Origin of the sequence: Gordonia hankookensis, from assembly GCF_014673215.1 — a bacterium.
Lineage (GTDB): Bacteria > Actinomycetota > Actinomycetes > Mycobacteriales > Mycobacteriaceae > Gordonia > Gordonia hankookensis.
Genome location: NZ_JACWMS010000002.1, coordinates 941,173 through 965,061, shown reverse-complemented (window position 1 = coordinate 965,061; position 23,889 = coordinate 941,173). Strand labels below are relative to the sequence as shown.

The following is a 23,889-nucleotide window of genomic DNA, read 5'->3' as shown; positions in this document are numbered from 1 at the left end:
TCGATCCTTGGCTACGGCCGCGCGAACCGCTCCCGCCGACCCAGCCGTCGCAGTCGCATCCAGTTCGCGAAGCCCTTCGGATCATGCTGCTGCACAAGGAAATACCAGCCGAATCGGGCGTACTCCTGCGGCAACAGCCTGCGCATCCCGGGCTGGCTCATCAGGTAGCCGCGGTTGCGGTAGGTGAAGAAGCGCTTCGTCGGGTTGTCGGGGTACTGCGTGTGCATCCGTCCGCCGAGGATCGGCCGGAACTCGTCGGAGCCGTCGGGATGCAGATAACCCGCCGTCAGGCAGGTGCCGAACGCGAGTCCCGACCGCTGTAGGCGTCGATGTATCTCCACCTCGTCGCCGCGGAAGAACAGGCGGAGATCGGGCACGCCGACCTCCTCGATCGCGCGCGCCGAGAAGAGCGCGCCGTTGAAGAGTGAGGCGATTCCGGGCAGCAGATCGTCGGTTGCATGCGACCCGCTCCCGGCGTCGGCGAACAGCTCGGAGCGCTTGCGTCGCCACACGAGTCCACGACGCAGCGGGAAGGCGAGGGTGTCCGGGTCGTCGATGTTGGCGACCACGGGCGAGACCTCGTCGAGCCGATGCCGTGCGGCGCAGTCGAGGAGTGTGCTCAGCACGGCCGGGCCGTCGGGGCGACCGTCGTCGTCGGCGCACCAGACCCAGTCCGCACCCATCGCCAGTGCGTGCAGGATGCCGAGCGCGAAGCCGCCCGCGCCGCCGAGGTTGCGTTGCGAACCGAGATATGTCGTCGGAATCGGTTGTCCGGCAACGAGTTCCGCGACCTCCGGTTCGTCGGCGTTGTCCACCACGATCAGGTGGTCGACCGGACGGTCCTGGTTGGCCACCACGGCCAGCGAACCGGCGAGGAGTTCGACCCGGCGGTGGGTGACCACCACGGCGATCACACGGTCGGTCATGCGCCCGGTGCCTCGAGCTCGGCGAGCACCTTGCGGACATGAGCGGCCGCGGCCGGGCCCTCGTAGGCGCCGACGACGTCTTCGATGCCGCCCTCCATCCGGACCTGACCGTGGTCGATCCAGAGTGCGCGGTCGCAGAGCTGCGCGAGGAATTCGTTGGAGTGGCTGGCGAACACGAGGATGCCGGACCGTTCGACCAGCGCCTGCAGGCGGGTGCGTGCCTTCTTCATGAAGTCCGCGTCCACCGCGCCGATGCCTTCGTCGAGGATGAGGATCTCGGGGTCGATGCTGGTGACCACGCCGAGTGCCACGCGCACCCGCATGCCGGTGGAGTATGTCCGCAGCGGCATCTGCAGATAGTCGCCGAGCTCGGTGAACTCGGCGATGTCGTCGATCTTCTTCAGCATCGCCTTGCGGGTCATCCCGAGGAACATGCCGCGGATGATGATGTTCTCGTAGCCGGAGATCTCGGGATCCATGCCGACGCCGAGGTCGAAGACCGGGGCAACCCGACCGCTCACCCGGCACGATCCGCGGGTGGGCTCGTAGATGCCCGACAGCAGTCGCAGCAGTGTCGACTTACCGGCACCGTTGTGCCCGACGAGCCCGACCCGGTCGCCGTGCTGCAGATGCAGATCGATGTTCTTGAGCGCCTCCACCACCACGACGTTCGACTCGGTGGAGCCGATCACGCCGCCGGCCGCGCCCATCACGGACTTCTTCAGCGAGCGGGTCTTGGCGTCGAAGATCGGGAAGTCGACGCATGCTCCCCACGTGTCGACGCGAACTCTGTCCTCAGGTGCCATTTCTCGCCCGTCCTAAACCCAATACGCCACGCGGGCTCGATAATTGCGCATCACCAGCATGGCCAACAGCCAGCCGACCGCGGTACAGCCGATCACGATCGCCCAGTGGTAGAACGCCACCGACTGCCCCAGCAGTGGGCCGCGGGAGATCTCGAGGTAGTGGAACATCGGGTTGAGCTCGACGAGCTTCAACCGCGGCGACTTGTCGCCTGCCGCGGTGTTCCCGAGGCTCTGGGTGCTCCAGATGATCGGCGTCATGAAGAACACCAGCTGCACGACGGTGGTGAGGAGCTGACCGATGTCGCGGAATCGGGTGGAGAGGATGCCGAAGACGATGGACACCCACACCGAGTTGAGCACGAAGAGGACGATGGCCGGGAACACCAGCAGCACCGACCAATGGATCGGCGGCGGAAAGATCACGAAGATCAGCACGATGATCACGACGTTGTGCGCGAAGATGATCAGCTGCCGCCACACCACGCGATAGACGTGCACGCTCACCGGTGCCGGTATCTGCTTGATCAGCCCCTCGTTCTTGGAGAACACCTCCGCGCCCTCGAGGATCGAGCTCTGGATGAAGTTCCAGAAGATGAAGCCGAGTGCCACGTACGGCAGGAAGACCTTGATGTCCATCCCGAAGAGTTCGCCGTACAGCAGGCCCATGGCAACCGCGGTGACGCCGGTCGCGATGGTGATCCACAACGGACCGAGCACCGACCGCCGATACCGCTGCTTGATGTCCTGCCACCCGAGATGAAGCCACAGCTCCGAGGTGGTCAGGCCGTCGCGGAGATCCTTCACCGCCCGGCGGAGCGTGCGGGAATCGGACACCGCCGGTGCTGGGGGTACCTCGCTGTTGACTACCGATGACACGGGGACCCAGCATACAAGCGGGGCATCAGAGGTATTGCCCCGTGCTGGGTCCGTGCGGTCCGCCGCCGGTCACGACGCCGGGAGGCAGCGCGCCCTGCCGCATTTGTTCGAGTTGTGCGCGAGCCGCCATCTGCTGGGCGAAAAGTGCGGTCTGGATGCCGTGGAACAGGCCCTCCAGCCAGCCCACGAGCTGGGCCTGGGCGATTCGTAGCTCGGCGTCCGACGGCGTCCCGTCGTCGGTGAAGGGCAGCGCCAGCCGCTCGAGTTCTTCGCGCAGCTCAGGGGCGAGACCGTCCTCGAGTTCGCGGATCGATGATTCGTGGATCTCGCGGAGCCGGTTGCGGCTGGCCTCGTCGAGCGGAGCCGCCCGCACTTCCTCGAGCAGCTGCTTGATCATGGTGCCGATCCGCATCACCTTGGCAGGCTGTTCCACCATGTCGGCGACGCTGCTGCCGTCACCGTTGGCGTCGCCGCCGGACTGCCCCCCGACGACGATCACGTTCTCCGGCTCCTCGCCGGGAACGCCGGTGCGTGGGTCGCTGCCTCCGAACGGTCCAGATGTCATGCCACCCATTGTGCCGAAGGACGTGTGTCGGTTGTCGTGATACCCCATGTCTATCGTGAGAGCCATGGCCTTCGACGTCGCACACGTGCGTGGATTGTTTCCCTCGCTCGGTGACGGCTGGATCCATCTCGATCCGCAGGCCGGTCTGCAGATACCGGACTCGGTGGCGTCTGCCGTGTCGAAAGGATTTCGGCAGCTCGGCGCGGCACCCGGTGGCGTGTACCCGGCTGCTCGGGCATCTGCCGAGGTGGTCGACGGTGCCCGGCGGGCGATCGCGGACCTGATGGCCGCGGATTCCGCGGCGGTGGTCCTCGGTCCGTCGCGGTCGGCGTTGTTGAGCGGCCTCGCGGAGGCGATGCCGGTCACGTCCTGGCTGGGCGGCAACGTGGTGCTCAGCCGCCAGGACGACGAACCCAACATCGTGCCCTGGCTGCGCGTCGCCGACCGGCACGGCGCCCGGACCCGGTGGGCGGAGGTGGACGTCGAGACCGGCGCCCTCCCGACCTGGCAGTACCGCGATCTGATCGACGAGCGGACCAACGTCGTCGCGGTGACCCTGGCGTCGTCGACCGTCGGTGCGATCACCGACGTCGGCGCGATCGCGACCATGGCGCGTGCCGCCGGTGCACTCCTGGTGGTCGACGCGACCAGCGCTGCGCCCTACCTCCCGCTCGACATCGGCGAACTGGGCGCCGACGTGCTGATCGTCTCCGCCGAACGCTGGGGTGGGCCGCGTGTGGCCGCGATGGGATTCCGCAGTGCCGCAGCCATGGATCGGCTGCGTTCCCTGGCGATGGATCCGCGCGCCGTCGGGCCGGCCCGGTTGGAGCCCGAGCCGCATCAGGGAGCGCTGCTGGCCGGACTCGTCGCGTCCGTGGAACACCTCGCCGCCCTCGACGACGACGCGATCGGAAAGCGCCGCAGGAGGCTCGTGACGGCACTCGACGGCGTGAACGAATACCTGCGGCGCCTCACGTTCTATCTGACCACCACCCTGCAGCACCTCAACCAGGTCAGTCTGGTCGGCACCGTGGAGGATCGTGTCCCGGCAGTGAGCTTCACCTTTGACGGCGTCAGTGCCGACAAGGTGGTGCGACGACTCGCCGACAACGGGATCTGTGCCCTCGCGGACGTGCCGAGTCGCGCGCTGACCCGCCTGGGGGCCGGTGATTTCGGTGGTGCGGTCACGGTGGGCCTCGGGCCCTACTCCACCCCCTATGAGGTGGATCACCTCGCGCGTGCGCTGGGGTCACTCGGCTGAACGACACGAGTTGGTCAATTGTCTGAGAAGTGGGTCACCTGACTCGCAATTCGGCATCGCGGTCATTAAATTTACGACAATGAAGGTTGTCGCGATTTCGGCTGTGCACTGATGCGGGCCGACTCCGGAGCGGCGGATCAGGCCCTGAGCTCCACGGAGCTGGCCATCTGGCGGGCCGTGGTCAAGGGTGGTTGGGGTCTGCTGGCGGAGATCAACACTGCGATGTCGGCCGAGGGGATGTCACAGGCCGATCTGCGCGTACTCGAGGCTCTCGGCGATTCCCGCACGCGTGGGATCAGTGAGCTCGCCGCCGATGTGCACATGACGGTGAGCACCGTGTCGCGGCAGACTGCGCGGCTCGTCGCCGACGGTCTGGTCGAGCGGGTCGAATGCGGTACCGACGCCCGGCATCGGTACGTCCGCATCACCGAATGCGGTCTGGCTGCGCGGGATCGACATGTGTCGGTACGCAACGACCTGATCCGGCGTCTCGTGGTCGATCGCGTGACGGCCGACGAGTACCAGACGCTCGGCGAGGTGTTCCGCAAGATCAACGGTGGGCTGTCCGACCTGCCGGAGTGATCGTCGCGTGCTCGCCTGAGCCTGCGACGAGCCACGTCACCCCATCGTCAGCAGCACCTTGCCGATCGCCCCGCCACTGTCGAGGCGTGCATGTGCGGCCTCCACGTCGTCGAGCGGAAACGTCGAGTCGACGATCGGACGAACCCTCCCCTCGTCGATGAGTGGCCAGGTGACCCGTCGGGTGCTCGCCACCACCTCCGCCTTGGAGCCGACGCCCTCGACGGGCCGCGACCGCAGCATCGTGCCGTGGACCGTGGCGCGTTTGGAGAGCAGTGTGCCGATCGGCAATTCGGCCTTGATCCCGCCCTGCATCCCGATGATCACCAGCCGTCCACCGGTCCGCAGCGCCTTGACGTTCCGTTCGAGATAGGCCGCACCCATGATGTCGAGGATGACGTCGGCGCCGCCGCTGTCGCGGACGACCTGGACGAAATCCTCGGTCGAGTAGTCGATCAGGATGTCGGCGCCGAGATCCTGGCAACGTGCGAGCTTGTCGGGGGTGCGAGCGGTGACCGCGACCCTGATCCCCAGCGCATGGGCGACCTGGGTCGCATGTGTGCCGATGCCGCTCGACCCGCCGTGGATCAGCAGCAACTCACCGTTGTCCAGGTGCGCCGTGTCGAACAGATTCGACGCGACGGTGCAGGCGACCTCGGGCAAGGCGGCAGCGGAGATGAGGTCGACACCCAGTGGCTTCGGCAGCACCTGCACGGCAGGCACGGCGACCTTCTCGGCGTAGCCACCTCCGGCCAGCAGGGCACACACCTCGTCGCCGATCGACCAGTCCGAGACGTGCCGCCCGACCGCGGAGATCCGTCCCGACACCTCGAGGCCGAGCGTGTCGACCGCACCGGGTGGCGGCGGATAGTGACCGGCTCTCTGGAGGAGATCGGCCCGATTGACGCCCGCGGCGACGACGTCGATGACCACGTCGGTCGGCTCGGGCTCCGGGTCGGGCAGGGTGGTCACGAAAAGCTGGTCGGTTCCGGCTATGGCGCGCACGTGCCGATGCTGTCACAATCTGCGAGATCGGGTCGGGGAGACAGGGGAGGACATGCCCGCACCTGAGGGGTTGTCGGAGGAGGAGATGCGCGTCTGGCTGACCGTTCTGGTCGGCTCGATGCGGCTGATCAATCACCTCGACGAAGCGCTGACCGCCGACAACGGGATCAGCTATGCGGAGTATCGGACGATGGTCTCCATCGCGCGCGAAGGGCCGCAGCGGATGTCGGAGCTCGCCCAAGAGGGGATGGTCTCCCGCAGCGGTATCAGCCGCTTGGTCGCGCGGCTGGTGGCGCTCGGCTACGTCGAACAGTTCACCGAGGCCTCCGACGGACGCAGTCGGCTCGTCCGGCTCACCGACTCCGGACGCGACCTGGTGGCGGCGGCCACCACCGATCATGTCGCGCGGATTCGCAGGCACCTTTTCGACCGGATCGACGAGGGTGAAATGCGTGCGCTCGAGTCGGTGTTCGGCAAGGTCGATGCGAGTCTGACGGGCCTGGTCCAGTAGCCTCGTCGTCAGGGAAGCGTGGCAGAGCGGCCGAATGCACTCGCCTTGAAAGCGAGCGTGGGTAAAACCACCGGGGGTTCAAATCCCTCCGCTTCCGCGTCAAGCGTCGGGGTCGAGCCCGTCCGAGAAACATTCACGTCGACTCGACGAATCCGCCGTCATCCGCGACGAAGGTGGATTCACCGACCCGAGGTGTCTTCACCCGGCGGATGAGCGTGAGTGCCGGGTACGCGTCACGCTCGACTGATCGCCGACACTATCGTTTCCCGCGTGACCGCGACCACGACCCGCGACGGCCTGGGGCCGCGGCTGCTCCTGGCCCTGGCGCTGCTCTCGGCGACCGCGCCGATCGCGACGGATCTCTATCTCCCGTCCTTCCTGGAGGTCAAGGAATCGCTCCACACCGACGCCACGTCGGTGCAGCTGACACTCACGGCGTTCCTGGTGGGTGTCGCGGTGGGACAGGTGCTGTGGGGTCCGGTCTCGGATCGCTACGGGCGGCGCCTACCCCTGCTGATCGGCTCGGCCGCCGCGGTTCTCGCGGGCATCGTGGTGGTCGCGGCACCGACCATCGAGGTTCTCATCGCCGCCCGCTTCGTCCAGGCCGTTGCCGCGGCGGCCGGCATGGTCATCGCGCGCGCCATCATCGCCGACCTCCTGGTCGGATTCGCCGGGGCCCGATCGATGACGCTGATGATGACCATCCAGAGTCTCGCCCCGGTGATCGCGCCCGTTGTCGGTGGTGTCCTGGCCGGGCACGTCTCGTGGCGTGGCGTCCTGGCGGTGATCCTCGGAGCCACCGTGGTGCAGCTCGTCATGGCGGTGACGTCGGTGCCGGAGACCCTCGCCGCGGCGGACCGCGCACCCCGCCTGGGCTACCGTGACCTGCTCGGCCGGTTCCGGCGGCCGGCATTCCTCGCCTACGTCTTCACCCAGGCCTTCGCATTCGGCTCGCTCATGGCCTACATCTCGAGCTCGTCGTTCGTCTATCAGCGGGTACTGGGGACGTCGTCGGTGGTCTACGGACTGTGTTTCGCGGTGAACGCGTTGGGGATGACCATCGCGGGCCTGGTGGCCGCCCGACTGTCCCGCAGGCGCGTGCACCCGGCTCACACGATCCGGATCGCGGTGCCGGTGCTACTCGTCGCGTCGGTGTGCGTGCTCGGGGCGGCGCTCTCACCGGTACCGGTCCTGCTCGTCGTGCCGCTCTTCGTGGCGGTGACGTCCGTCGGCTTCGTGATGGGCAACAGCGCGGCGCTCGCGATGGAGCACACCCGCGATGCGGCAGGCGCGGGCAGCGCCGTGCTGGGCGGTCTGATGTTCCTCGTCGGCGGTGTGGTCTCGCCCCTCGGCGGTCTCGCCGGCGACGACACCGCGGTCCCGATGGCGTGCGTGATGGTCTGCTCCGCGGTGATGGCGCTGATCTGTTTCGTCGCTGCCCGACGAGGCGCAGCGCGTCATCCGGAGGGGGAGGCGGCCTTCGTCAGCTGATGGCCCGACGGTCCGATGCCGAGGCGAACCCGAGCCACGTGTGGCGATTACCCGCCCAGCACCAGCCGACCTTCGGCGCGCCCTTGCGCTCGCGTCCGTCTCTGCCGGTGCCCCCGGAGATCCAGATCGCCGGGGTGCGGGCGTCGAGGCGACCGTCCTGCCTGGGCAGCCGAGAGCCGATGGTCATGAAACACCGATTCGGCTCGAGCTGCCCGGGCTGCTGTAGGAGCCAGGCGATCCCTTCCCCGATCGTCAGCGGGGTGCGGGCGGCGCCGGTGATCGTCGGGAGCGCCTCGTCGGGACTCCAGTTCGCCATCTCGTCGCCGCGCTCGATGCCCGTGAGCAGATAGAACGGCCCCGCCGGGAGGTCGACGCCTGTGATCGGCGCGAAATCGTCGAGGTCGGTCATGTCGACGACGACGAATCCGGGTTTGTCGCTACGGGTCAGCAGTGGTGCGGTCACCGATGGAGCGAGGAGTTCCGGGTGTGGGACGAGCAGAGCGTTGCCGGTGTCGGCTGCGGCTGCTGCGGCGTCGATGATCGCTGCGTCGTCGATGCCGGCGAGTCGCGCGACGCCGAGGTCGACGAGGCGACGGGCCTGTGCCGGGAGGTCGGGCAGGTGAACGGCGGTCGTATTCACCCGCCCGATCATAACCGCACTGTGGGAATTGTTGTCCCTCAGCACAATCCGGTTCGTCAGCCGGTGACGGTGCCCGTGACCAGCAGGTACTCCCATTCCATCTGTCCGTCGGCGATGTGGTCGTCGGCCAAGGCCGCCATCGCCGCGTCCAGTTCCGCAGCCCGCGTCGGATCGTCGCCGATCGCCTTGTAGGTCGCGATGGTCGGTCCGTATGTCGCCTTGAAGAAGTCCCGGAACGCGGCACCGTCGGCGAATCGACTGATCGGGAGTGATTCGGTGGTGGCGGTGACGTCGTGGACGTGATTGCCGAACAGGGCGCGGACATGGTCGGCGTCGCCCCACAGCACGCCGGGGCTCGCGCCGGGAGGTGGTGGCGGTGCGTAGGGCTTCATGACGGAGAACAACTGGCCGATGAAACCGGTCGGCGTCCAGTTGATCAGGCCGATCCGGCCCCCGGGCCGGCAGACCCGGATCAGTTCGTCGGCGCAGCGCTGATGATGCGGCGCGAACATCACGCCGACGCACGACACGGCGACGTCGAAGGTTCCCTCGTCGAACGGCAGATCCTCGGCATCGGCAGTGCGCCAGACGATTCCGAGATCGGGTTCGCGGGATTCGCCGATGACCAGCAAGTCCGGGGTGAGGTCGGTCGCGACCACGTGTGCCCCGGTCCGCGCGGCCGGGATGGCCACGTTGCCTGCGCCCGCGGCGATGTCGACCACACGATCGTCGGGGCCGATCGCGACCGCGTCGGTGAGGCGCGGGCCCAGGGCCGCGATCACATCGGCGACGGCCGGGTAATCGCCGGACGCCCAGAGTGCGCGGTGCTTGTCCTTCAGCGCCTGGTCGGTGGTGATGTTGTCGATGGACATGGTGTCTCCTCGATCGGAATGAATGACGCAGTCAGCATCGCGCCGCGGCGCCTGTCGATCCAGGCCAGGAAATGAACCGGCGATGGTACTGAATCTGTACTGGTCATCGCCGCGGTCCGGGTGTGTACTTGATGCACCGAGGGAAGGGGTCCCGATGACCTCCTATGGACAATTCTGTCCCGTCGCCAAGGCGATGGAGCTGCTCGACGAGCGCTGGACGATCCTTGTCGTTCGTGAACTCCTCTTGGGCAGTAGGCATTTCAACGAACTCCGGCGGGGCGTGCCCAAGATGTCGCCTGCGTTGCTCACCAAGCGGCTGCGCGGGCTCGAACGCGCGGGAGTGGTGCGACGATCCGAGGTCGGTGGTCGGTCGGTATACACATTGACCGACAAGGGTGAAGAACTCACCGAGGTGGTGACCGCACTGAGTGCGTGGGGTACGCGCTGGATCGGGGAGCTCGGCGACGCCGACCTGGACCCGCATCTGTTGATGTGGGACATCCACCGCACCGTGCCCATCGACCGCTGGCCACGCCGGCGCACGATGGTGGAGTTCGACTTTCGCGATGTCATCGGCAAGGAGGGTTCGTGGTGGCTGGTGGTCAGCGACGGCGAGGCCCAGGTCTGTGACGTCAATCCCGGCTACGACATCGACGCCACTGTCGTCACCGATCTGCGCACCCTCACCGAGGTGTGGCGCGGCGACATCGACTGGCGAACCGCCCTGCGCGAGGACCGGATAACGGTTCTGGCTCAGGCGGACGTGCGGCGCGACGTGCCGGAGTGGATCGGCCAGAGCATGGCGTCGGCGATCCCGCGTCCCGCCTGATCCACTCGGATGTGGTTGCGGGTCAGAGATAGTCGCGCCGGCGAAAGCTGACGTAGAGACCCACCACGATCGCCACGATCAGCACGGAACTGGTGACGAATCCGATGGTGTGGTCGTAGCCCGGGTACGGCACGTTCTGGCCATAAAACCCGGTGATCGCCGTCGGTACGGCGATGATCGCGGCCCACGCGGTCAGCTTCTTCATCACCGAGTTGAGGCGTGCGTCCGCGAGTGACAGGTTGGTCTCGAAGATCGTGGTGACCATGTCGCGCAACGACTCCGTCCACTCCGCCGCGCGCAGCGCGTGATCGTAGAGGTCGGAGAAGTGTGGATCGAGCTCGGGCGGAGCCTTGTTCTCGAATCGCCTGCGCTGGATACCTCCGATGACCTCCCGCATCGGCAGGACCACTCGCCGTAGCAGCACCAGATCCTTGCGGAGATCGTAGGTCTGGCGCTGGAGTGCGCGGCCCGCGACCCGCTCGTCGAAGAGCAGCCCCTCGAGGTCTTCCATCGCGTCGTCGAGTTGCTGGACCGCATCGAAATGACCGTCGACGACGACGTCGAGGAGTCCGTGCAGCAACGCCCCGATCCCGTACTGCTCGCCACCGATGTCGTCCCACCGCTGCACCACCGTGTCGATGTCGAAATCGGCAGTCCGTCGAACGGTGATCAGTGCATTACCTTTGACGAACACCGAGATCCGATGCAGATCAAATGCTTTGGCCTGTTCGGCAGGCGACTTCTGGGCTTCGGGCCGCTGGTCGGTGTCCGCGCCCTTCAGTACGACGGCGTAGACCATCAGGAAGGTGTGGTGGGCGTACGCGACGGTCTTGACCCGTTCCGCGGTGGCGGTGGTGTCCTCGATCGCGAAGGGGTCGAGGTCGAGTTCGTCGGCCAGGGCCGCCATCGTCTCGCTGGTGGGGCATTCCAGGTCGGCCCAGATGAGCAGATCGGAATCTTCGAGACAGTCGGAGACCTTGCTCAGCTCGAATCCGTCGACCTTTTCGCCGTCGCGCCAGATCTGCCCGCGGATTCGTTCCGACATGGCCCGCATTCTGCCACCGGGGCCGGATGGCAGGATCGCAGCATGGCCGCGCGGATCCCATCTCTCACCGGAATCCGGACTGTGGCGGCGTTGTCGGTCTGTCTCACCCACGCGGCTTTCTGGACGGGCCACTACACCGATGACTTCCTCGGCAGACTCACGTCCCGCTTCGAGGTCGGCGTCGCCATCTTCTTCGTGTTGTCCGGATACCTGCTGTTCTCGCCGTGGGTGACCGCGCTCGCCGAGGGGCGTGGCGCACCGTCGGCCGGGCGGTACTTCTGGCATCGGGCGCGACGCATCCTGCCTGCCTACTGGATCACCGTGGTGGCGGTGTATGCCATCTATCTCGTCTACGAACCGGCCGATGCGTCGCCGACCGGCACCGGTTGGTCCGGCTTCCTGCGCAACATGACGCTCACCCAGGTCTATGGGTTCGGCCACCTGCACTCCGGTCTCACGCAGATGTGGAGTCTGGCCGCGGAGGTGGTCTTCTACCTGGTGCTGCCGCCCATCGCGTGGCTCCTCGTGTCGGTGGTCTGTCGTCGACGATGGCGTCCCGATCTGCTGATCGTCGGCTTGCTGGCGCTGCTGCTGGTGTCGCCGATCTGGTCGGTGGTGGTCGCCGGCAGCGCCGGGATCGATGTGACGGCGCGGCTGTGGGCACCGGCGTTCTTCGGCTGGTTCGTCGCGGGGATGCTGCTCGCGGTGTGCGCGCACCTGATCCGGCGCTGGGACGCGACGGTGTCGGTGGCCATCGCGGTGGGAGCGTTGGTGCTGTCGGCGACCTCGATCGCCGGTGAACCGACCATCACCCCGACCACCGCGTCGGCGACGGTCGTCAAGCACGTGCTCTACCTGGTGATCGCCGTCGGCCTGATCGGTCCGCTGACCGTCCGCGACCAGTCGGACTGGTGGGCCCGGCTATGCGGGAGCCGTCCGATGGTGTGGCTGGGCGAGATCTCCTACGAGTTCTTCCTCGTGCATGTCGTGGTGCTGGAGATCGTCATGGACGTGCTCGGCTTCGGTGTGTTCAGCGGGTCGATGCCGATCGCGTTCCTCGCCACGACCGCGGTCAGCATTCCGGTCGCCTGGTTGCTGCACCGTCTCACCGCACCGTTGTGGCGTGCTCGCACGCCCGGGCTGTCCCACAGCCGCGGGTAGCATCGACGGTGACGTCCGGACGGTGAGCGGACGGGGAGACAGAGGGACATTCGTATGGTCGACAACCGGCGTCGTGGTCTCCCGACCACGGGCACGACGAGTGACGAGATCCGGTCGTGGTGCGACCAGTCGCGCCTGCCCGGTGATCGTCCCGAACTGTCCGACACCGCAGCAATTCTCGTCGCCTCCGGTTTCCTGACACCATCCGGCCGGGCCATCCTGGTGCGCCGTATCTCCACGGGCCTGCCGGTGCCGGTGCTCCACAGTGGGTTCGGCGACCTCCGGCGGTTGGGGCGAGCGATCGCGCAGAGCGAGCATCAGCTGGCGAATCCGATGATGCCCGGCGTGGTGGCAGCGGTGATGCGCAATCGGGTGAACGGTCTGCATCGCAGGCGCGACGACGCCCGGAAACTGATCGTGACCGCAAAGGGCGTGTTCGCCGGCGGGACCCGGGCCATCCGCCGCGAGCGTCGCGAGAACGTGTATCTCGAGATCGAGGAGCGCGAACGGCTCTTCGCGGGGCTGATGTGCACCCCGACCCCCGACGCGAATACCTCGGGCTACATGCGGCGGGCCGGTACGGCGGCCATGGATCGCCTCGCAGGCGTCGTGGGCCAGGTCGCGGCGAAGACGGGCTATCCGCAGGCCGGCGAGTGGGCCAACCAGATCCTGGTGCCCGAGCCGGAGGGCGCCTCGACGGCGCCGCTGGGCACCCCGGGTTCGGTGACCTTTGTCGACGGCTACGAGACCCTGTTGTTCGTCGCGGGGCATTTCTACGACCGGATCGTGCGAAATCCCGCCTGGCTGTCCGACCATTTCGAGATCCAACGCACGCAGGTGAATCTCCATGCCGAGCTGGCGGAGATCGCCGCCGACGTGATCGCGTTGCGCGCCGTGCGGATCGACCTCGATCGCGCCAAGCGCAATGGCGGGTTCGATCGGACCTTCGCCGAGCACATCGACCGCCGGGAGACTGCGTTGCGTCCCGTGTGGACCGAACTGATCGACCGGGTACAGGCGCTCGGCGAGGTGGCTGCCGTCGTGGAATCGGCCGCCGTCGAACTGCGGGTGCTCGCCGAGTACGACCGCGCCAGCACGATCGACGACCGGATCGACGATCTCATCGCGCGCTCGGGTGACCGGGAGATCTCGGTCGACAACGCCAAGCGACTCACCGAACAGGTCCGCAGCGGCGAAGAGCAACTCCGGATCTATCGGGATGTGTTGCAGGGCAACATCGCCCGGATATCCCCGGCGGTACCGCGGGAGCTCCCGGCCCGCTACGAGCCGTCCTGAGGCCGGTCCGCGTGCGGTACCGCGGCGTCACCGCGACCAGGACCGCAGGTACTGCTTCTCCATCGGTGTGAGACGCCGCAGGGTGTGCGCCTCGATGTCGACGACAGCCATCTGCGTACTTGCCACGCAGGCTGCCTTCGCCGACGGCTCGTCGCCGGACGCGCGGATCTCGTAGCCGATCGTGAAGTCGACCGACCGCGACCCCTTGATCCACATGCCGACCCGTAGCGGCGAGTCCTCGTGGCGCAGCTGACGCTGATAGCGGATCTCGACGTGCACGATCATCGCGCTCATGATCAGTGCGGCGTAGCTGTCGCTCGGCCCGCTCGCTTCGCTCCCGGCGCTCGGCCCGTTCGGCCCGCTCGCTTCGCTCCCGGCGCCGGCACCGTTCGGCCCGCTCGCGTCGCTCCCGGCGCCGGCACCGTTCGGCCCGCTCGCGTCGCTCCCGGCGCCGGCCGACAGCAGCCATTCGATGCGCGCCTCCTCCATGAGGGTCACCATGCGGGCGTGGTTGATGTGACCGAACGCGTCCATGTCCGACCAGCGAACGCCCACCTCCGCGACGAATGCGAAGCCGCCCGGGCCGAGTCCTGCACCGGTCTCGGCTGCGGTGCCGTCGGGGTCGTCGGGGGCCGGAGTCATCGCATCCGCCTTTCGGGAAGTCGTCGAACAGTGGTCATATCCGCACCGAACCTCGTCTTGGGGTTACGCGAGACGGTTACTCATCAGTACTCTGTCAGGAGGAGGCTGCGGTGCCAGGGGGAAACCGCACTATCGAAGTCTGCGTTGCCCGAGACGATGATGTCGGCGGGTGGGTGCAGCCGTGGTGTGTGCAGTGAGGGAGATGATGCGGAAGTCGAGCCGTTGGGCGGCTGTGGTCGCCTCACTGATGGTCGCTGTGGTCGGCACTTCGGGGGTGGCGCACGCCGACGACCTCAAGGCAGCGCAGATCTCGAAATCGTCGAAGCTGAGCCCGGAGCGCACCGACATCTGGGTGAAATCCCCGGCCATGGGCGGCAAGGTCAAGGTGTCGGTGCTGACCCCTCGCTACAGCAGCGGCCCGCGCTCCACCGTCTACCTGCTCGACGGGGCAGACGCCGGTAAGGACGTCAGCGACTGGATCACCAAGGGCCGGGCGGGCAAGTTCTTCGCCGACAAGAACGTCAACGTTGTGCTGCCCACCGGCGGTGCCGGCAGTTTCTACACCAATTGGGTGCATCGCGACGCCAAGATCGGCAAGCCCCAGTGGGAGACCTTTCTCGCCAAGGAGCTGCCGCCGCTGATCGACGCCAAATTCGACGGCACCGGCCGCAACGCCGTCATCGGGCTCTCGATGGGTGGCCAGTCGGCCTTCACGCTGGCGTTCCGGCACCCGAGTCTCTACTCGGGAATCGCGTCGCTGAGCGGATGCCCGCCGGTGTCCGGCCCGGTCAACGAGAGCTATGTGCGCACCACCGTCGCGAAGTCCGGCGGCGACGCCACCAACATGTGGGGTCCGTTCGGCTCCGCCAACTGGGACGCGCACGACCCCAGCAGGCACCTCGACAAGCTGCGCGGCAAGAACATCTTCATCTCCGCGGGCTCGGGGGCGGTCGGTCCGCTGGACCTCACCGCACCCTATGACCCGAAGGACGGCCCACGTTCGGCGGTCACCGCGGCAGGCTCGGCGCTGGAACTCGGTGCGTGGCGTTGCTCGCTCGAGTTCGCCGCGACCCTGCGCGCGAACAACGTCCCGTTCACTGACGGATTCCGCGTGATCGGTACCCACAACTGGGTCTACTGGGAGCGGGATCTGCCGGTGGCCTGGCCGACCATCTCGCAGGGCCTCTAGCCGACCGAGAACATCTGCCTGCCGGTCACGCCTGCCGGCTCCACTGCTCCGCGAAGCGCAGGAAGACGTCGTCCTCGGCGGGATTGGTGACCGTGACCCGGACGCCGTCCTCGGCGAACGGTCGCACCACCACTCCGGCGTCGACGGCGGCGCCGGCGAAATCCATCGTCGCGTCGCCGAGTTCGAGCCAGACGAAATTGGCCTGCGAATCGGGCACGCGATAGCCGAGGTCACGCAATCGCCCGGTGACCCGGGTGCGTTCGGCCACCACGGCCTCGGTCCGTGCCAGCAGCTCGTCCCCGGCCTCGAGGCACGCCAGCGCGGCGTGCTGGGCGACGCTGTTCACAGAGAACGGGACGTGCACCTTGCCGAGTGCGGTGATCACCTCGGAATCGCCGATCGCGTATCCGACTCGTAAACCGGCCAGCCCGTAGGCCTTGGAGAACGTGCGTAACACCACCAGGTTGCGGAACTCGCGGGAGAGCTCCACCGCGTCGTAGGCCTGTGTGGGGCCGAGTCGTAGGTACTCGAAATACGCCTCGTCGAGCGCGACGATGATGTCGGAGGGGACCGCGCGCAGGAACTCCCGCAACGCGGCCGCCTCGACGACGGTGCCGGTCGGATTGTTCGGGTTGCAGACGAAGATCAGTCGGGTGCGGTCGGTGATCGCCGCCGCCATCGCCGGGAGGTCGTAGGTGAGCTCGTCGGTCAGCGGCACCTGGACCGGGGTCGCGCCCGTCACCCGTGTCGCGAGCGGATACGTCTCGAAGGACCGCCACCCGAACAACACCTCGTCGCCGGGCCCGCTGGTGATGGTGATCAGGTTCTGGCAGAGGATCACCGAGCCGCAGCCCACCTGCACCTGGTCTTCGGTCACCCCGAGGTTCTTCGCCAGGTTGGCGGTCAGCTCGACCATGCCGTTGTCGGGATAACGGTTCGCGGTTCCGGCAGCCGCGACGATCGCGTCGAGGACGCTGGGCAGCGGTCCCTCGGTGACCTCGTTGCTCGCCAGCTTCACGGCACCGGGAAAGGTCTTGCCGGGCACGTAGACGGGCAGATCGTCGAGGTCTGGACGGATGCGCAGGGTCACCCGTCAAATGTAGGTGCACCGCACGTGAACGGCCAAAATGGTCGCGGTTTGCTTACCGCTGCGACGAGTGTGTAATCTTTCGCTTCGGCAGTTCGAAAGGACTCCGCGAGGAGGCGTGCCAGAGCGGCCGAATGGGACTCACTGCTAATGAGTTGTCTCGCTAACACGGGACCGGAGGTTCAAATCCTCTCGCCTCCGCCGAACCGCAGTCGCGCCGACTGTGGAGAGGCTCTGCTGCTCCGGCAGTGGAGATACAACTGAAGACCACGCGCCCGTAGCTCAACGGATAGAGCATCTGACTACGGATCAGAAGGTTTGGGGTTCGAATCCCTACGGGCGCACAGAACGAGAACCCCGGGCTTTGCCGGGGTTCTCGTGTTTTCAAGGCGCCTCGACGGTCCGAATCCGCCCGATCCTCGTGACCACCACACCGAAGAGGATCGCGAGGGGGAACATCACGATCCCGTAGACGGCCGGCGCCACCGACATCTCCGAGCTGTTGAGCACAGTGAGCGTGACGGCGAGCGCGAGGGTGGCGTTGTGCAATCCGATCTCGAAACCGCCTGCGATGCACTGCGTGGTGGACAGGCCTGCAAGTCTGGGGACCACGTATCCGATGGTGAGCGACAGGGCACAAAAGATCGCGGTGACCGCGCCGGCCTCGGCGGCGTATTCCAACGCCCGGTCCTCGCCGAGCAGTGCGCCGAGGACCACCACCACGATCAGGACCACCGAGGCGACCCGTACCGGGCGGTCGGCGCGGGCGGCGAAGGTCGAGGCACGGGCCCGCACGAGCATGCCGAGGGCCACCGGGAGCAGCACCAGGGCGAAGACCTGCAGCATCTTGCTCGGCTGCACACCGAGGTTGTCGGCGGAATCGAGAAACCAGGCAACCGAGAGATTGACCACGATCGGCAACGTGACGAGCGCGAGGATCGAGTTGAGGGCCGTCAGGGTGATGTTGAGGGCGACGTCACCATGGAACAGATGACTGTAGAGGTTCGCGACGGTGCCACCCGGTGCGGCGGCGAGGGTCATCAGCCCGACGGCGAGCAAGGGTTGCAGGCCGAAGGCATTGGCGAGGGCGAAGCCGAGAAGCGGGAGCAGCACGACCTGGCAGCCGAGAATGATCACGACCGCCCGGGGATTCTTCGCGACGCGCCGGAAGTCGGCGACCGAGAGCGCCAGGCCCAGCCCGAACATGATGACGGCCAGGGCCATCGGCAGCCCGACTGTCGCGAACGACGATTCCATCCCGGCCCCCTCGCGTACGCCGATGCGCGGTGTTCCGTGCCCGGTCGCCCCGTGTGCGACTCTGCCATACCGATTGTCGGATATGGGTGGTCCCGACGGAACCGCACGCTGCCGGCTCGGGGTGTCGCGCAGTAACATCTCCGGGGTGCCGGGCCCGTCGACCATCGTCGTGAGTGGAGTCGTCGTCCGTGACGTCCGAGGCTTTCTGCTCACCGTGCGCAAACGTGGGACGCGGCGGTTCATGCTGCCCGGGGGTAAGCCGGAACAGGGCGAATCGGCAGCTGCGGCGGCAGTTCGGGAATGTGCCGAGGAGGTCGGACTCGGAGTCGACATGTCCCGCTTGCGTCAATGGGGTCGATTTCGGTCAGCAGCTGCCAATGAAGCCGGATGGGACGTGGTGGCAACGATTTTCGAGGCCGAAGTGATCGACCAGGAAATCACCCCGACGGCGGAGATCGACGAGATCCGGTGGATGGACATCGATGCCGAAATCGTGGCCGATGATCTCGCGCCATTGCTTGTCGAACACGTGATTCCGGCATTGCGTCGCGCCGGTCACGATTCCTGACCTGTTATCACAGTTTTCGCAGCATTCACCGAAAATCGGGCGGTTTCGGTTACCGTGTGCACGCGGGGGGACCTATGCGCGGATCTAGTGAAAGGATCTTCCATGACCTCTCCATCGCCTGCGGCGAAACTCGCAGCGGAGTTCTTCGGTACCTTCTGGCTGGTGTTCGGTGGTTGTGGTAGCGCGATATATGCCGCAAAACAGATAGCGCAATCCGACGATGGACAGAGCACCTTTCAGGTCGGTATCGGATTCCTCGGTGTCGCACTTGCATTCGGCCTCACCGTGGTCACCATGGCATATGCGGTCGGGCACATCTCGGGCGCGCATTTCAATCCCGCTATCACTCTCGGCGCAGCCGTGGGTGGGCGCCTCCCCTGGAAGGAATTACCCGGATACTGGATTTCCCAGGTTGTCGGCGGTCTGGTCGCCGGATTGCTGCTGTTCGTCATCGCGAAAGGGCAACCCGGATTCGACGCCACCGGGAACATGGCCGCAAACGGTTATGGGGAACATTCGCCGAGCAATTACAACCTCACCTCGGTCTTCATCGCGGAAGTCCTTCTGACGGCGTTCTTCCTCATCGTGGTGCTCGGCGCCACCGACGGGCGTGCCCCCGGGGGCTTCGGACCGCTGGCGATCGGCCTGAGCCTCACCCTGATCCACCTCATCTCCATCCCGATCAGCAACACCTCGGTCAACCCGGCCCGGTCGACGGGTGTCGCCTTCTTCAACGGCAACGGGGCGCCCGGGCAGTTGTGGGTGTTCTGGGTCGCGCCATTGATCGGCGGCATCATCGGCGGCCTGCTCTATCCGTTGCTGTTCGAGAACGGGAAGTTCGCGTTCGGTAACCGCGCCGCCGCCGACCGCACCGACGTCGACCGCACCAGGGCGTAGCCACCGGGTGGGGCGGCCCGTCCGCGTCGTCCCACCCGGCCACATCGTCGGTGGCCTGGGAGAATCCCGGCCATGGAACTGCTCATCCTGGTACTCGTCGGCGCAATCATCGTCACCGCGATCGCCGACCGCCGGGGGATGCAGCCGGCGCTGATCATCATCGTGATCGCGCTGGCGGTCTCGTTCATCCCCGGAATGCCGCGCGTCGAACTCGATTCGCACATTCTGCTGACGGTGGTGTTGCCGCCGCTGCTGTACTCGGCGGCGCTCGGGTTCTCGTTCCCGAACTTCGTACGCAACCTGAAGCCCATCCTGGGGCTCGGCGTCGCGATGGTCGTCATCACGGCGCTGGCGGTGGGGTGGGTGGCCTCGCTGGTCATCCCCGAGTTCACCTTCATGCTGGCCCTGCTGCTGGGCGCCATCGTCGCGCCACCAGATGCGGTGACCGCGGTGGCCATCGGCCGCAAGCTGGGCCTGCCGAAGCGGCTGATGACCATCCTGACCGGCGAGAGTCTGGTGAATGACGCCGCGGCCCTGTCGCTGTTCGCGATCGCCATCTCGCAGATCGCCGACACCCACTCGTTCATCGGGAACCCGCTGGTGCTGTTCGGTTACAACGCAATACTCGGGCCGATCGTCGGTGCGGTCCTCGGCATGCTGACGCTGTGGATCCGCAGGCACCTGCAGAATCCGGCGCTCGAGACGGTGCAGGGTTTCGTGGTGCCGTTCGCCGCGTTCCTGGCGGCCGAGCACCTGCACGCATCGGGCGTGCTGGCCGTCGTCATCGCCGGTTTCGTAGTGGGCTCGGGCTCGGTCCATGCGGGCTATCAGACCCGGCTGCAGGAACGGTATGTGTGGAACTCGGTGGACGTGCTGCTCGAGGCCTTCGTGTTCGCCTACATCGGGCTCCAGATGCGATTCATCATCACCGACCTCCGCGACGCGCGGGAGTCGTTGGTGCACATCGCGATGGCGTCGTTGCTGGTGCTGGTGGTGGTCCTGGCGATCCGCCCCATCTGCGTGTTCGCGATGTTCGGCCGCGGTGCCCTGAGTCGTCGGATCGACAGTGCCGTCAGCGTCGAGGTACCTGCCAACCCGCGTCGCTCGGTCCGGCGCGCCCGTGATCCGGCCCGACGGCCGGGGCGTCGCCGACGATGGTCCGAGCGGATCGATCACCGCCCGCTGACCTGGCAGGAGTCCACCGTCGTCGCTTGGACCGGCATGCGTGGCGTGGTCACCCTGGCGGCTGCCTCGGGTATCCCGGTCACCGTGGCCTCGGGCGAACCGTTCCCCGAGCGATCGGCGATCCAGGCGATCGCCTTCGTCGTCGCCGTCGGGACTGTCCTCATCCAGGGGGCGACACTGCCGTGGATCATCGCTCGGCTACAGCTCCGCAATGAGGACGAGGAGCGCCACGACCACGACCAGACCGTGCGGACGGAGGAGGTGGTGCACGCTGCCGCCGATCAGGTCATCACGGATTTCGTCGACAGCCCACCCGCTGGACTCGATGCCGCGACCGTCGCCTTCATCATGGAGACGGTGGCGCGCCAGTCCCGAGACGCCGAGGAGATGCCCGACCCGGAGGCGCACACCGCCCGCAACGACGCGTTCGCCACGCTCTATCGCTCGGTGCTGAACGCACAGCGGGAGGCACTGGTCGCCAACCGCGACGCCGGCAACCTCGAGGACGAAGCCGTCCGTGCGATGCTCGAACGCCTCGACCTGCAGGAAGCCGGTCTGTCGGCGCGACTGGAGAGCCGCCTGTAGATCTCGCGGTACACGCCGTCACGCGGTCGTCGTACTGTCGAAGGTGCGGGTGTGCGCACCCGCGTCCGGCGCGAGTCGGAGTGGGTGACGCGACGGAACGGGAGGCGAGGATGGGACAACCCAGCGGGCCGCCGCCGCGCGCGGGTGACCCTCCGCCGCCCGACGATCTCTACCGGATCCCGCTCTACCCCCATCTCTACCCGCCGCTCGGTTATGCACCGGACGGGCGACCGATCTTCGTGCCCGGTGAGCCAGAACGGCCGTCGGTGCCCCCCGCCGGCATGCCCGGCCCCGACTCCGATATCCCCGGCTCCGGTATCCCCGCCGACGACGCCGCGACCCCCGCTGCGAGCGCCCGGTCATCTGATCGCCGTCTTGTCGGTGTGTTGGCGATCGTGGCCGTGGCGGCGCTCGGGCTCCTGGCCATGACAGTGGGCCGCGCCGCCCTGCGCGACGACCCTCGGCCCGCGGCCGACCAGCAACTCCCCGTGGTCATCACACAACTTCCCACTCAGATGCCCACCCAGATGCCCACCGCCCCGCCCGGTGGAAACCCCGACGAGGTGCCAGGAGACCCGAACTCGCCTGCGTCGCCGGTCGGCAAGGAGATCGTCTACGAGGTGACCGCGTCGAGCCCGACCACGATCCTCTACGTCGACGCCGACGGGCTGCGCACCACGATTGGCGCACCGACCACCTGGACGGTCCGTTTCACCGGTACGGGCAATCCGTTGCGAGTCCTGGTCCTCGCCGGGGACGGCGACGCACAGTGCCTGATCAAGGTCGGCGGCCGGCCGGTGGCCGCGGATCGCATCACCGCGCAGTCGCCCCGCCGGACGGTTTCCTGCCGTGCCTGAGTGACCGACGTCACCGGCCGGCGTCCTCAACGCGCGCATCGACTGTGTACCGAGGCACTCGGGTCGCTACCGTAGATCTGTGAGTTCTTCCCAGACAGCCTCAGACGGCACCACTCCACAGGACGGCACCACGCCGTCGGCCGATCTCAAGACGGTGATCACGTGGCGCGGTGAGTCCTCTGACCGGCTCGAACAGGTGCGCCTGCACGTGACCGGCGCGCGCATCAAGGCGTACGGCCGGATCATCGCGGCCGCATCGGACGAGCACGAGGCGTTCTCGGCGTCGTATGAACTCGTCACCAACGACAACGGCGTGACCAGGCGTCTGTCGGTCCATCTGCTGCGTGCGAGTGGCGAAACACAACTGGGCATCACCCGTGACGGACAGAACAACTGGCTGGTGCAGACGCCCGAGGGCACCATCAGCAGCGACTTCAACGGTGCCGAGGATGTCGATCTGGCACTGTCGCCGATGTTCAATGCGCTGCCGATCCGTCGTCACGGATTGCAGAACGGCTCTGGCGAGATCGACGTGCCGGTCGCCTACCTCTATCTCCCGGCAGGCACGATCGAACCCGCGACGTTGCACTACACCGCGAGCAAGGACTCGATCGCGGTGGTCTCGCCCGTCGTCACCTCGACGTTGACCGTCGACGACAACGGATTCGTGGTGGACTACGCCGGGCTGGCCACCCGGGTCTGAATCACCCGACCCAGACCTTCGCCTGGTGCGCCTGCCGTCGCAGTTCCTGCGCCCAGCCGGGCTCGCCGACCGTGACGCCGGTGATCGGCAACGGTGCCGCGCCGGCGATCTGCTGGTAGGCCGATCGCGCGCGGTGGCCGTCGTCGACGACGATCTCGACGGTGCCCTTGTCCCGCAGCTCGTCCCGTGCCGCGATCAATCGGTCGATGGTCTCGCTCAGCACGTTCAGCAGGGCGATGCCGTTGGCCTCCAACATGGCTCGCTGCAGCGCTGGTGCGCTGCCCGCCACTCGCGTGCCGTCGCGGAAGCTGCCGGCCGCCAGGCGTAGCGCCAGGTCACTTTCACCCGCCCCGACCGCGGCGGTGACCGCGGCGGTCAGATGCGGCAGATGCGAGATCGCGGCGACCGCGCGATCGTGTGCCCCGGCGGCCGCCGGCACCACGAATGCACCGGCGGATCGGGCGATGGCGGCCACCGCAAGCCAGTCGTCGGGGTCGGTGTGGTCTTCGGTGGTGACCATCCACATCGCGTCGCGGAACAAGTCGGGATCTGTTGCCGTCCAACCGGATTGGCTGGTTCCGGCCATCGGGTGGCCGCCCACGTGACGCACGCCGGGGGCCAGTCGCGCCACCGACTCGGCGACGGCCTGCTTGACGCTGATGACATCGGTGAGCAGACAGTTCGCGGCATGCTCGACGATGGCAGGCAGCAGGTCGTCGATGATGGTCACCGGCGTCGCCAGCACCACGATCGCGTTGTCGGCGGAGGCCTGGCGCAGCGTCGCCGCGAGATCGGTGGAGGCCCGATAACCGGCCGCCGTCGCGGCCGCCACGGTCTCGCCGGAACGGTTGTAACCGTAAGCAGATCGACCTGCGTCGTGCAGTGTGCGCAGCAGTGAACCGCCGATGAGTCCGAGTCCGAGCACGCAGACCGGCAGACCGGCGGACGGGTCGGGGTGGGTCGACGCGGCAGTCATCCGTTCAGATTCCCATATGGCCTGATCCGGTGAACAGCGAGCCGGGGACCGAGACTTGGGTGACCCGCGGATTACGGCTA

At 67.1% G+C, this 23,889-nt stretch carries 25 protein-coding genes and 3 tRNA genes; 16 read left to right on the top strand and 12 right to left on the bottom strand.

Annotated elements, in window-relative coordinates:
- Window positions 1-11: 11 nt before the first annotated feature.
- The 4 genes from glfT1 to IDF66_RS11770 are packed head-to-tail and all read right to left on the bottom strand — an operon-like array spanning window position 12 to window position 3,173.
- Window positions 12-926, bottom strand: a complete 915-nt coding sequence (gene glfT1 / locus IDF66_RS11785) for a galactofuranosyltransferase GlfT1 (protein ID WP_190266972.1) — start codon at window positions 924-926, stop codon at window positions 12-14.
- Window positions 923-1,732, bottom strand: a complete 810-nt coding sequence (wzt, locus tag IDF66_RS11780) for a galactan export ABC transporter ATP-binding subunit Wzt/RfbE (protein ID WP_164309553.1) — start codon at window positions 1,730-1,732, stop codon at window positions 923-925. Before wzt ends, glfT1 begins: the two co-directional genes overlap by 4 nt.
- Before the next feature lie 12 nt (window positions 1,733-1,744).
- Window positions 1,745-2,608, bottom strand: coding sequence for a galactan export ABC transporter permease subunit Wzm/RfbD (gene wzm / locus IDF66_RS11775; RefSeq protein ID WP_164309554.1), 864 nt, complete (start codon window positions 2,606-2,608; stop codon window positions 1,745-1,747).
- Window positions 2,609-2,633: 25 nt separating this feature from the next.
- Entirely contained in the window at window positions 2,634-3,173 is a 540-nt protein-coding gene (locus IDF66_RS11770; protein WP_190266971.1) for a bacterial proteasome activator family protein, read from the bottom strand.
- Between the two features lie 64 nt (window positions 3,174-3,237).
- Between IDF66_RS11770 and IDF66_RS11765 the strand changes: the two genes are divergently transcribed.
- Both IDF66_RS11765 and IDF66_RS11760 read left to right on the top strand, forming a co-directional pair.
- A complete protein-coding gene (locus IDF66_RS11765; protein ID WP_190266970.1) occupies window positions 3,238-4,434 on the top strand; it encodes a cysteine desulfurase-like protein in 1,197 nt (398 codons plus the stop codon).
- 111 nt (window positions 4,435-4,545) lie between these two features.
- The gene (locus IDF66_RS11760; RefSeq protein WP_164309557.1) at window positions 4,546-5,016 is read left to right on the top strand and encodes a MarR family winged helix-turn-helix transcriptional regulator; all 471 of its coding nucleotides are present in this window, start codon (window positions 4,546-4,548) and stop codon (window positions 5,014-5,016) included.
- Between the two features lie 36 nt (window positions 5,017-5,052).
- On the opposite strand, the gene IDF66_RS11755 is transcribed toward IDF66_RS11760, so the two are convergent.
- Complete coding sequence (locus tag IDF66_RS11755) at window positions 5,053-6,018, bottom strand: NAD(P)H-quinone oxidoreductase (RefSeq protein ID WP_190266969.1); 966 nt, start codon at window positions 6,016-6,018, stop codon at window positions 5,053-5,055.
- 52 nt (window positions 6,019-6,070) lie between these two features.
- On the opposite strand from IDF66_RS11755, the gene IDF66_RS11750 reads away from it, so the two are divergent.
- The 3 genes from IDF66_RS11750 (at window position 6,071) to IDF66_RS11740 (ending at window position 8,020) form a co-directional block, all read left to right on the top strand.
- Entirely contained in the window at window positions 6,071-6,529 is a 459-nt protein-coding gene (locus IDF66_RS11750) for a MarR family winged helix-turn-helix transcriptional regulator (protein ID WP_190266968.1), read from the top strand.
- 12 nt (window positions 6,530-6,541) lie between these two features.
- Window positions 6,542-6,626: transfer RNA gene (locus IDF66_RS11745), tRNA-Ser, on the top strand.
- 173 nt (window positions 6,627-6,799) lie between these two features.
- The gene (locus IDF66_RS11740; RefSeq protein WP_190266967.1) at window positions 6,800-8,020 is read left to right on the top strand and encodes a multidrug effflux MFS transporter; all 1,221 of its coding nucleotides are present in this window, start codon (window positions 6,800-6,802) and stop codon (window positions 8,018-8,020) included.
- On the opposite strand, the gene IDF66_RS11735 is transcribed toward IDF66_RS11740, so the two are convergent.
- Together IDF66_RS11735 and IDF66_RS11730 are read right to left on the bottom strand one after the other, a co-directional pair.
- Window positions 8,013-8,660: a DUF5701 family protein gene (locus IDF66_RS11735; protein ID WP_317628664.1), complete on the bottom strand. Its 648-nt coding sequence runs from the start codon at window positions 8,658-8,660 to the stop codon at window positions 8,013-8,015. The two genes, IDF66_RS11740 and IDF66_RS11735, sit on opposite strands and share 8 nt — an antisense overlap.
- A gap of 56 nt (window positions 8,661-8,716) precedes the next feature.
- The gene (locus IDF66_RS11730; protein ID WP_190266965.1) at window positions 8,717-9,532 is read right to left on the bottom strand and encodes a class I SAM-dependent methyltransferase; all 816 of its coding nucleotides are present in this window, start codon (window positions 9,530-9,532) and stop codon (window positions 8,717-8,719) included.
- A 154-nt stretch (window positions 9,533-9,686) separates the two neighbouring features.
- On the opposite strand from IDF66_RS11730, the gene IDF66_RS11725 reads away from it, so the two are divergent.
- A complete protein-coding gene (locus IDF66_RS11725) occupies window positions 9,687-10,361 on the top strand; it encodes a winged helix-turn-helix transcriptional regulator (RefSeq protein ID WP_190266964.1) in 675 nt (224 codons plus the stop codon).
- A 22-nt stretch (window positions 10,362-10,383) separates the two neighbouring features.
- Here IDF66_RS11725 and IDF66_RS11720 read toward each other — a convergent pair whose 3' ends face one another.
- Window positions 10,384-11,406, bottom strand: coding sequence for a magnesium transporter CorA family protein (locus IDF66_RS11720; RefSeq protein ID WP_164309568.1), 1,023 nt, complete (start codon window positions 11,404-11,406; stop codon window positions 10,384-10,386).
- Between the two features lie 42 nt (window positions 11,407-11,448).
- On the opposite strand from IDF66_RS11720, the gene IDF66_RS11715 reads away from it, so the two are divergent.
- Window positions 11,449-12,567, top strand: coding sequence for an acyltransferase family protein (locus IDF66_RS11715; protein ID WP_190266963.1), 1,119 nt, complete (start codon window positions 11,449-11,451; stop codon window positions 12,565-12,567).
- Between the two features lie 54 nt (window positions 12,568-12,621).
- Complete coding sequence (locus IDF66_RS11710; protein WP_190266962.1) at window positions 12,622-13,863, top strand: hypothetical protein; 1,242 nt, start codon at window positions 12,622-12,624, stop codon at window positions 13,861-13,863.
- A gap of 27 nt (window positions 13,864-13,890) precedes the next feature.
- Here the strand turns inward: IDF66_RS11710 and IDF66_RS11705 are convergent, their stop codons facing one another.
- Window positions 13,891-14,505, bottom strand: a complete 615-nt coding sequence (locus IDF66_RS11705; RefSeq protein ID WP_190266961.1) for an acyl-CoA thioesterase — start codon at window positions 14,503-14,505, stop codon at window positions 13,891-13,893.
- A gap of 202 nt (window positions 14,506-14,707) precedes the next feature.
- Between IDF66_RS11705 and IDF66_RS11700 the strand changes: the two genes are divergently transcribed.
- Complete coding sequence (locus tag IDF66_RS11700; RefSeq protein ID WP_387999225.1) at window positions 14,708-15,694, top strand: alpha/beta hydrolase; 987 nt, start codon at window positions 14,708-14,710, stop codon at window positions 15,692-15,694.
- Window positions 15,695-15,719: 25 nt separating this feature from the next.
- On the opposite strand, the gene hisC is transcribed toward IDF66_RS11700, so the two are convergent.
- Window positions 15,720-16,784, bottom strand: a complete 1,065-nt coding sequence (gene hisC, locus IDF66_RS11695) for a histidinol-phosphate transaminase (protein ID WP_190266960.1) — start codon at window positions 16,782-16,784, stop codon at window positions 15,720-15,722.
- Between the two features lie 109 nt (window positions 16,785-16,893).
- Between hisC and IDF66_RS11690 the strand changes: the two genes are divergently transcribed.
- Window positions 16,894-16,982: transfer RNA gene (locus tag IDF66_RS11690), tRNA-Ser, on the top strand.
- 70 nt (window positions 16,983-17,052) lie between these two features.
- Window positions 17,053-17,125: transfer RNA gene (locus tag IDF66_RS11685), tRNA-Arg, on the top strand.
- A 40-nt stretch (window positions 17,126-17,165) separates the two neighbouring features.
- Here the strand turns inward: IDF66_RS11685 and IDF66_RS11680 are convergent.
- On the bottom strand, window positions 17,166-18,038 hold the full coding sequence (locus IDF66_RS11680) for a bile acid:sodium symporter family protein (protein ID WP_190266959.1): 873 nt from the start codon (window positions 18,036-18,038) through the stop codon (window positions 17,166-17,168).
- Between the two features lie 145 nt (window positions 18,039-18,183).
- Here IDF66_RS11680 and IDF66_RS11675 point away from each other — a divergent pair, with 145 nt between their 5' ends.
- The 5 genes from IDF66_RS11675 to IDF66_RS11655 all read left to right on the top strand — a co-directional run bounded on the left by IDF66_RS11675 (window position 18,184) and on the right by IDF66_RS11655 (window position 22,833).
- The gene (locus tag IDF66_RS11675; protein WP_317628663.1) at window positions 18,184-18,606 is read left to right on the top strand and encodes an NUDIX hydrolase; all 423 of its coding nucleotides are present in this window, start codon (window positions 18,184-18,186) and stop codon (window positions 18,604-18,606) included.
- A 102-nt stretch (window positions 18,607-18,708) separates the two neighbouring features.
- On the top strand, window positions 18,709-19,503 hold the full coding sequence (gene aqpZ, locus IDF66_RS11670) for an aquaporin Z (RefSeq protein ID WP_190266957.1): 795 nt from the start codon (window positions 18,709-18,711) through the stop codon (window positions 19,501-19,503).
- A gap of 72 nt (window positions 19,504-19,575) precedes the next feature.
- Entirely contained in the window at window positions 19,576-21,273 is a 1,698-nt protein-coding gene (locus IDF66_RS11665) for a cation:proton antiporter (RefSeq protein WP_190266956.1), read from the top strand.
- A 110-nt stretch (window positions 21,274-21,383) separates the two neighbouring features.
- Complete coding sequence (locus tag IDF66_RS11660; protein WP_190266955.1) at window positions 21,384-22,130, top strand: hypothetical protein; 747 nt, start codon at window positions 21,384-21,386, stop codon at window positions 22,128-22,130.
- Window positions 22,131-22,209: 79 nt separating this feature from the next.
- Complete coding sequence (locus tag IDF66_RS11655) at window positions 22,210-22,833, top strand: putative glycolipid-binding domain-containing protein (protein ID WP_164309578.1); 624 nt, start codon at window positions 22,210-22,212, stop codon at window positions 22,831-22,833.
- 1 nt (window position 22,834) lies between these two features.
- Here IDF66_RS11655 and IDF66_RS11650 read toward each other — a convergent pair whose 3' ends face one another.
- Window positions 22,835-23,809, bottom strand: a complete 975-nt coding sequence (locus IDF66_RS11650; protein WP_190266954.1) for a prephenate dehydrogenase — start codon at window positions 23,807-23,809, stop codon at window positions 22,835-22,837.
- Window positions 23,810-23,889 lie beyond the last annotated feature (80 nt).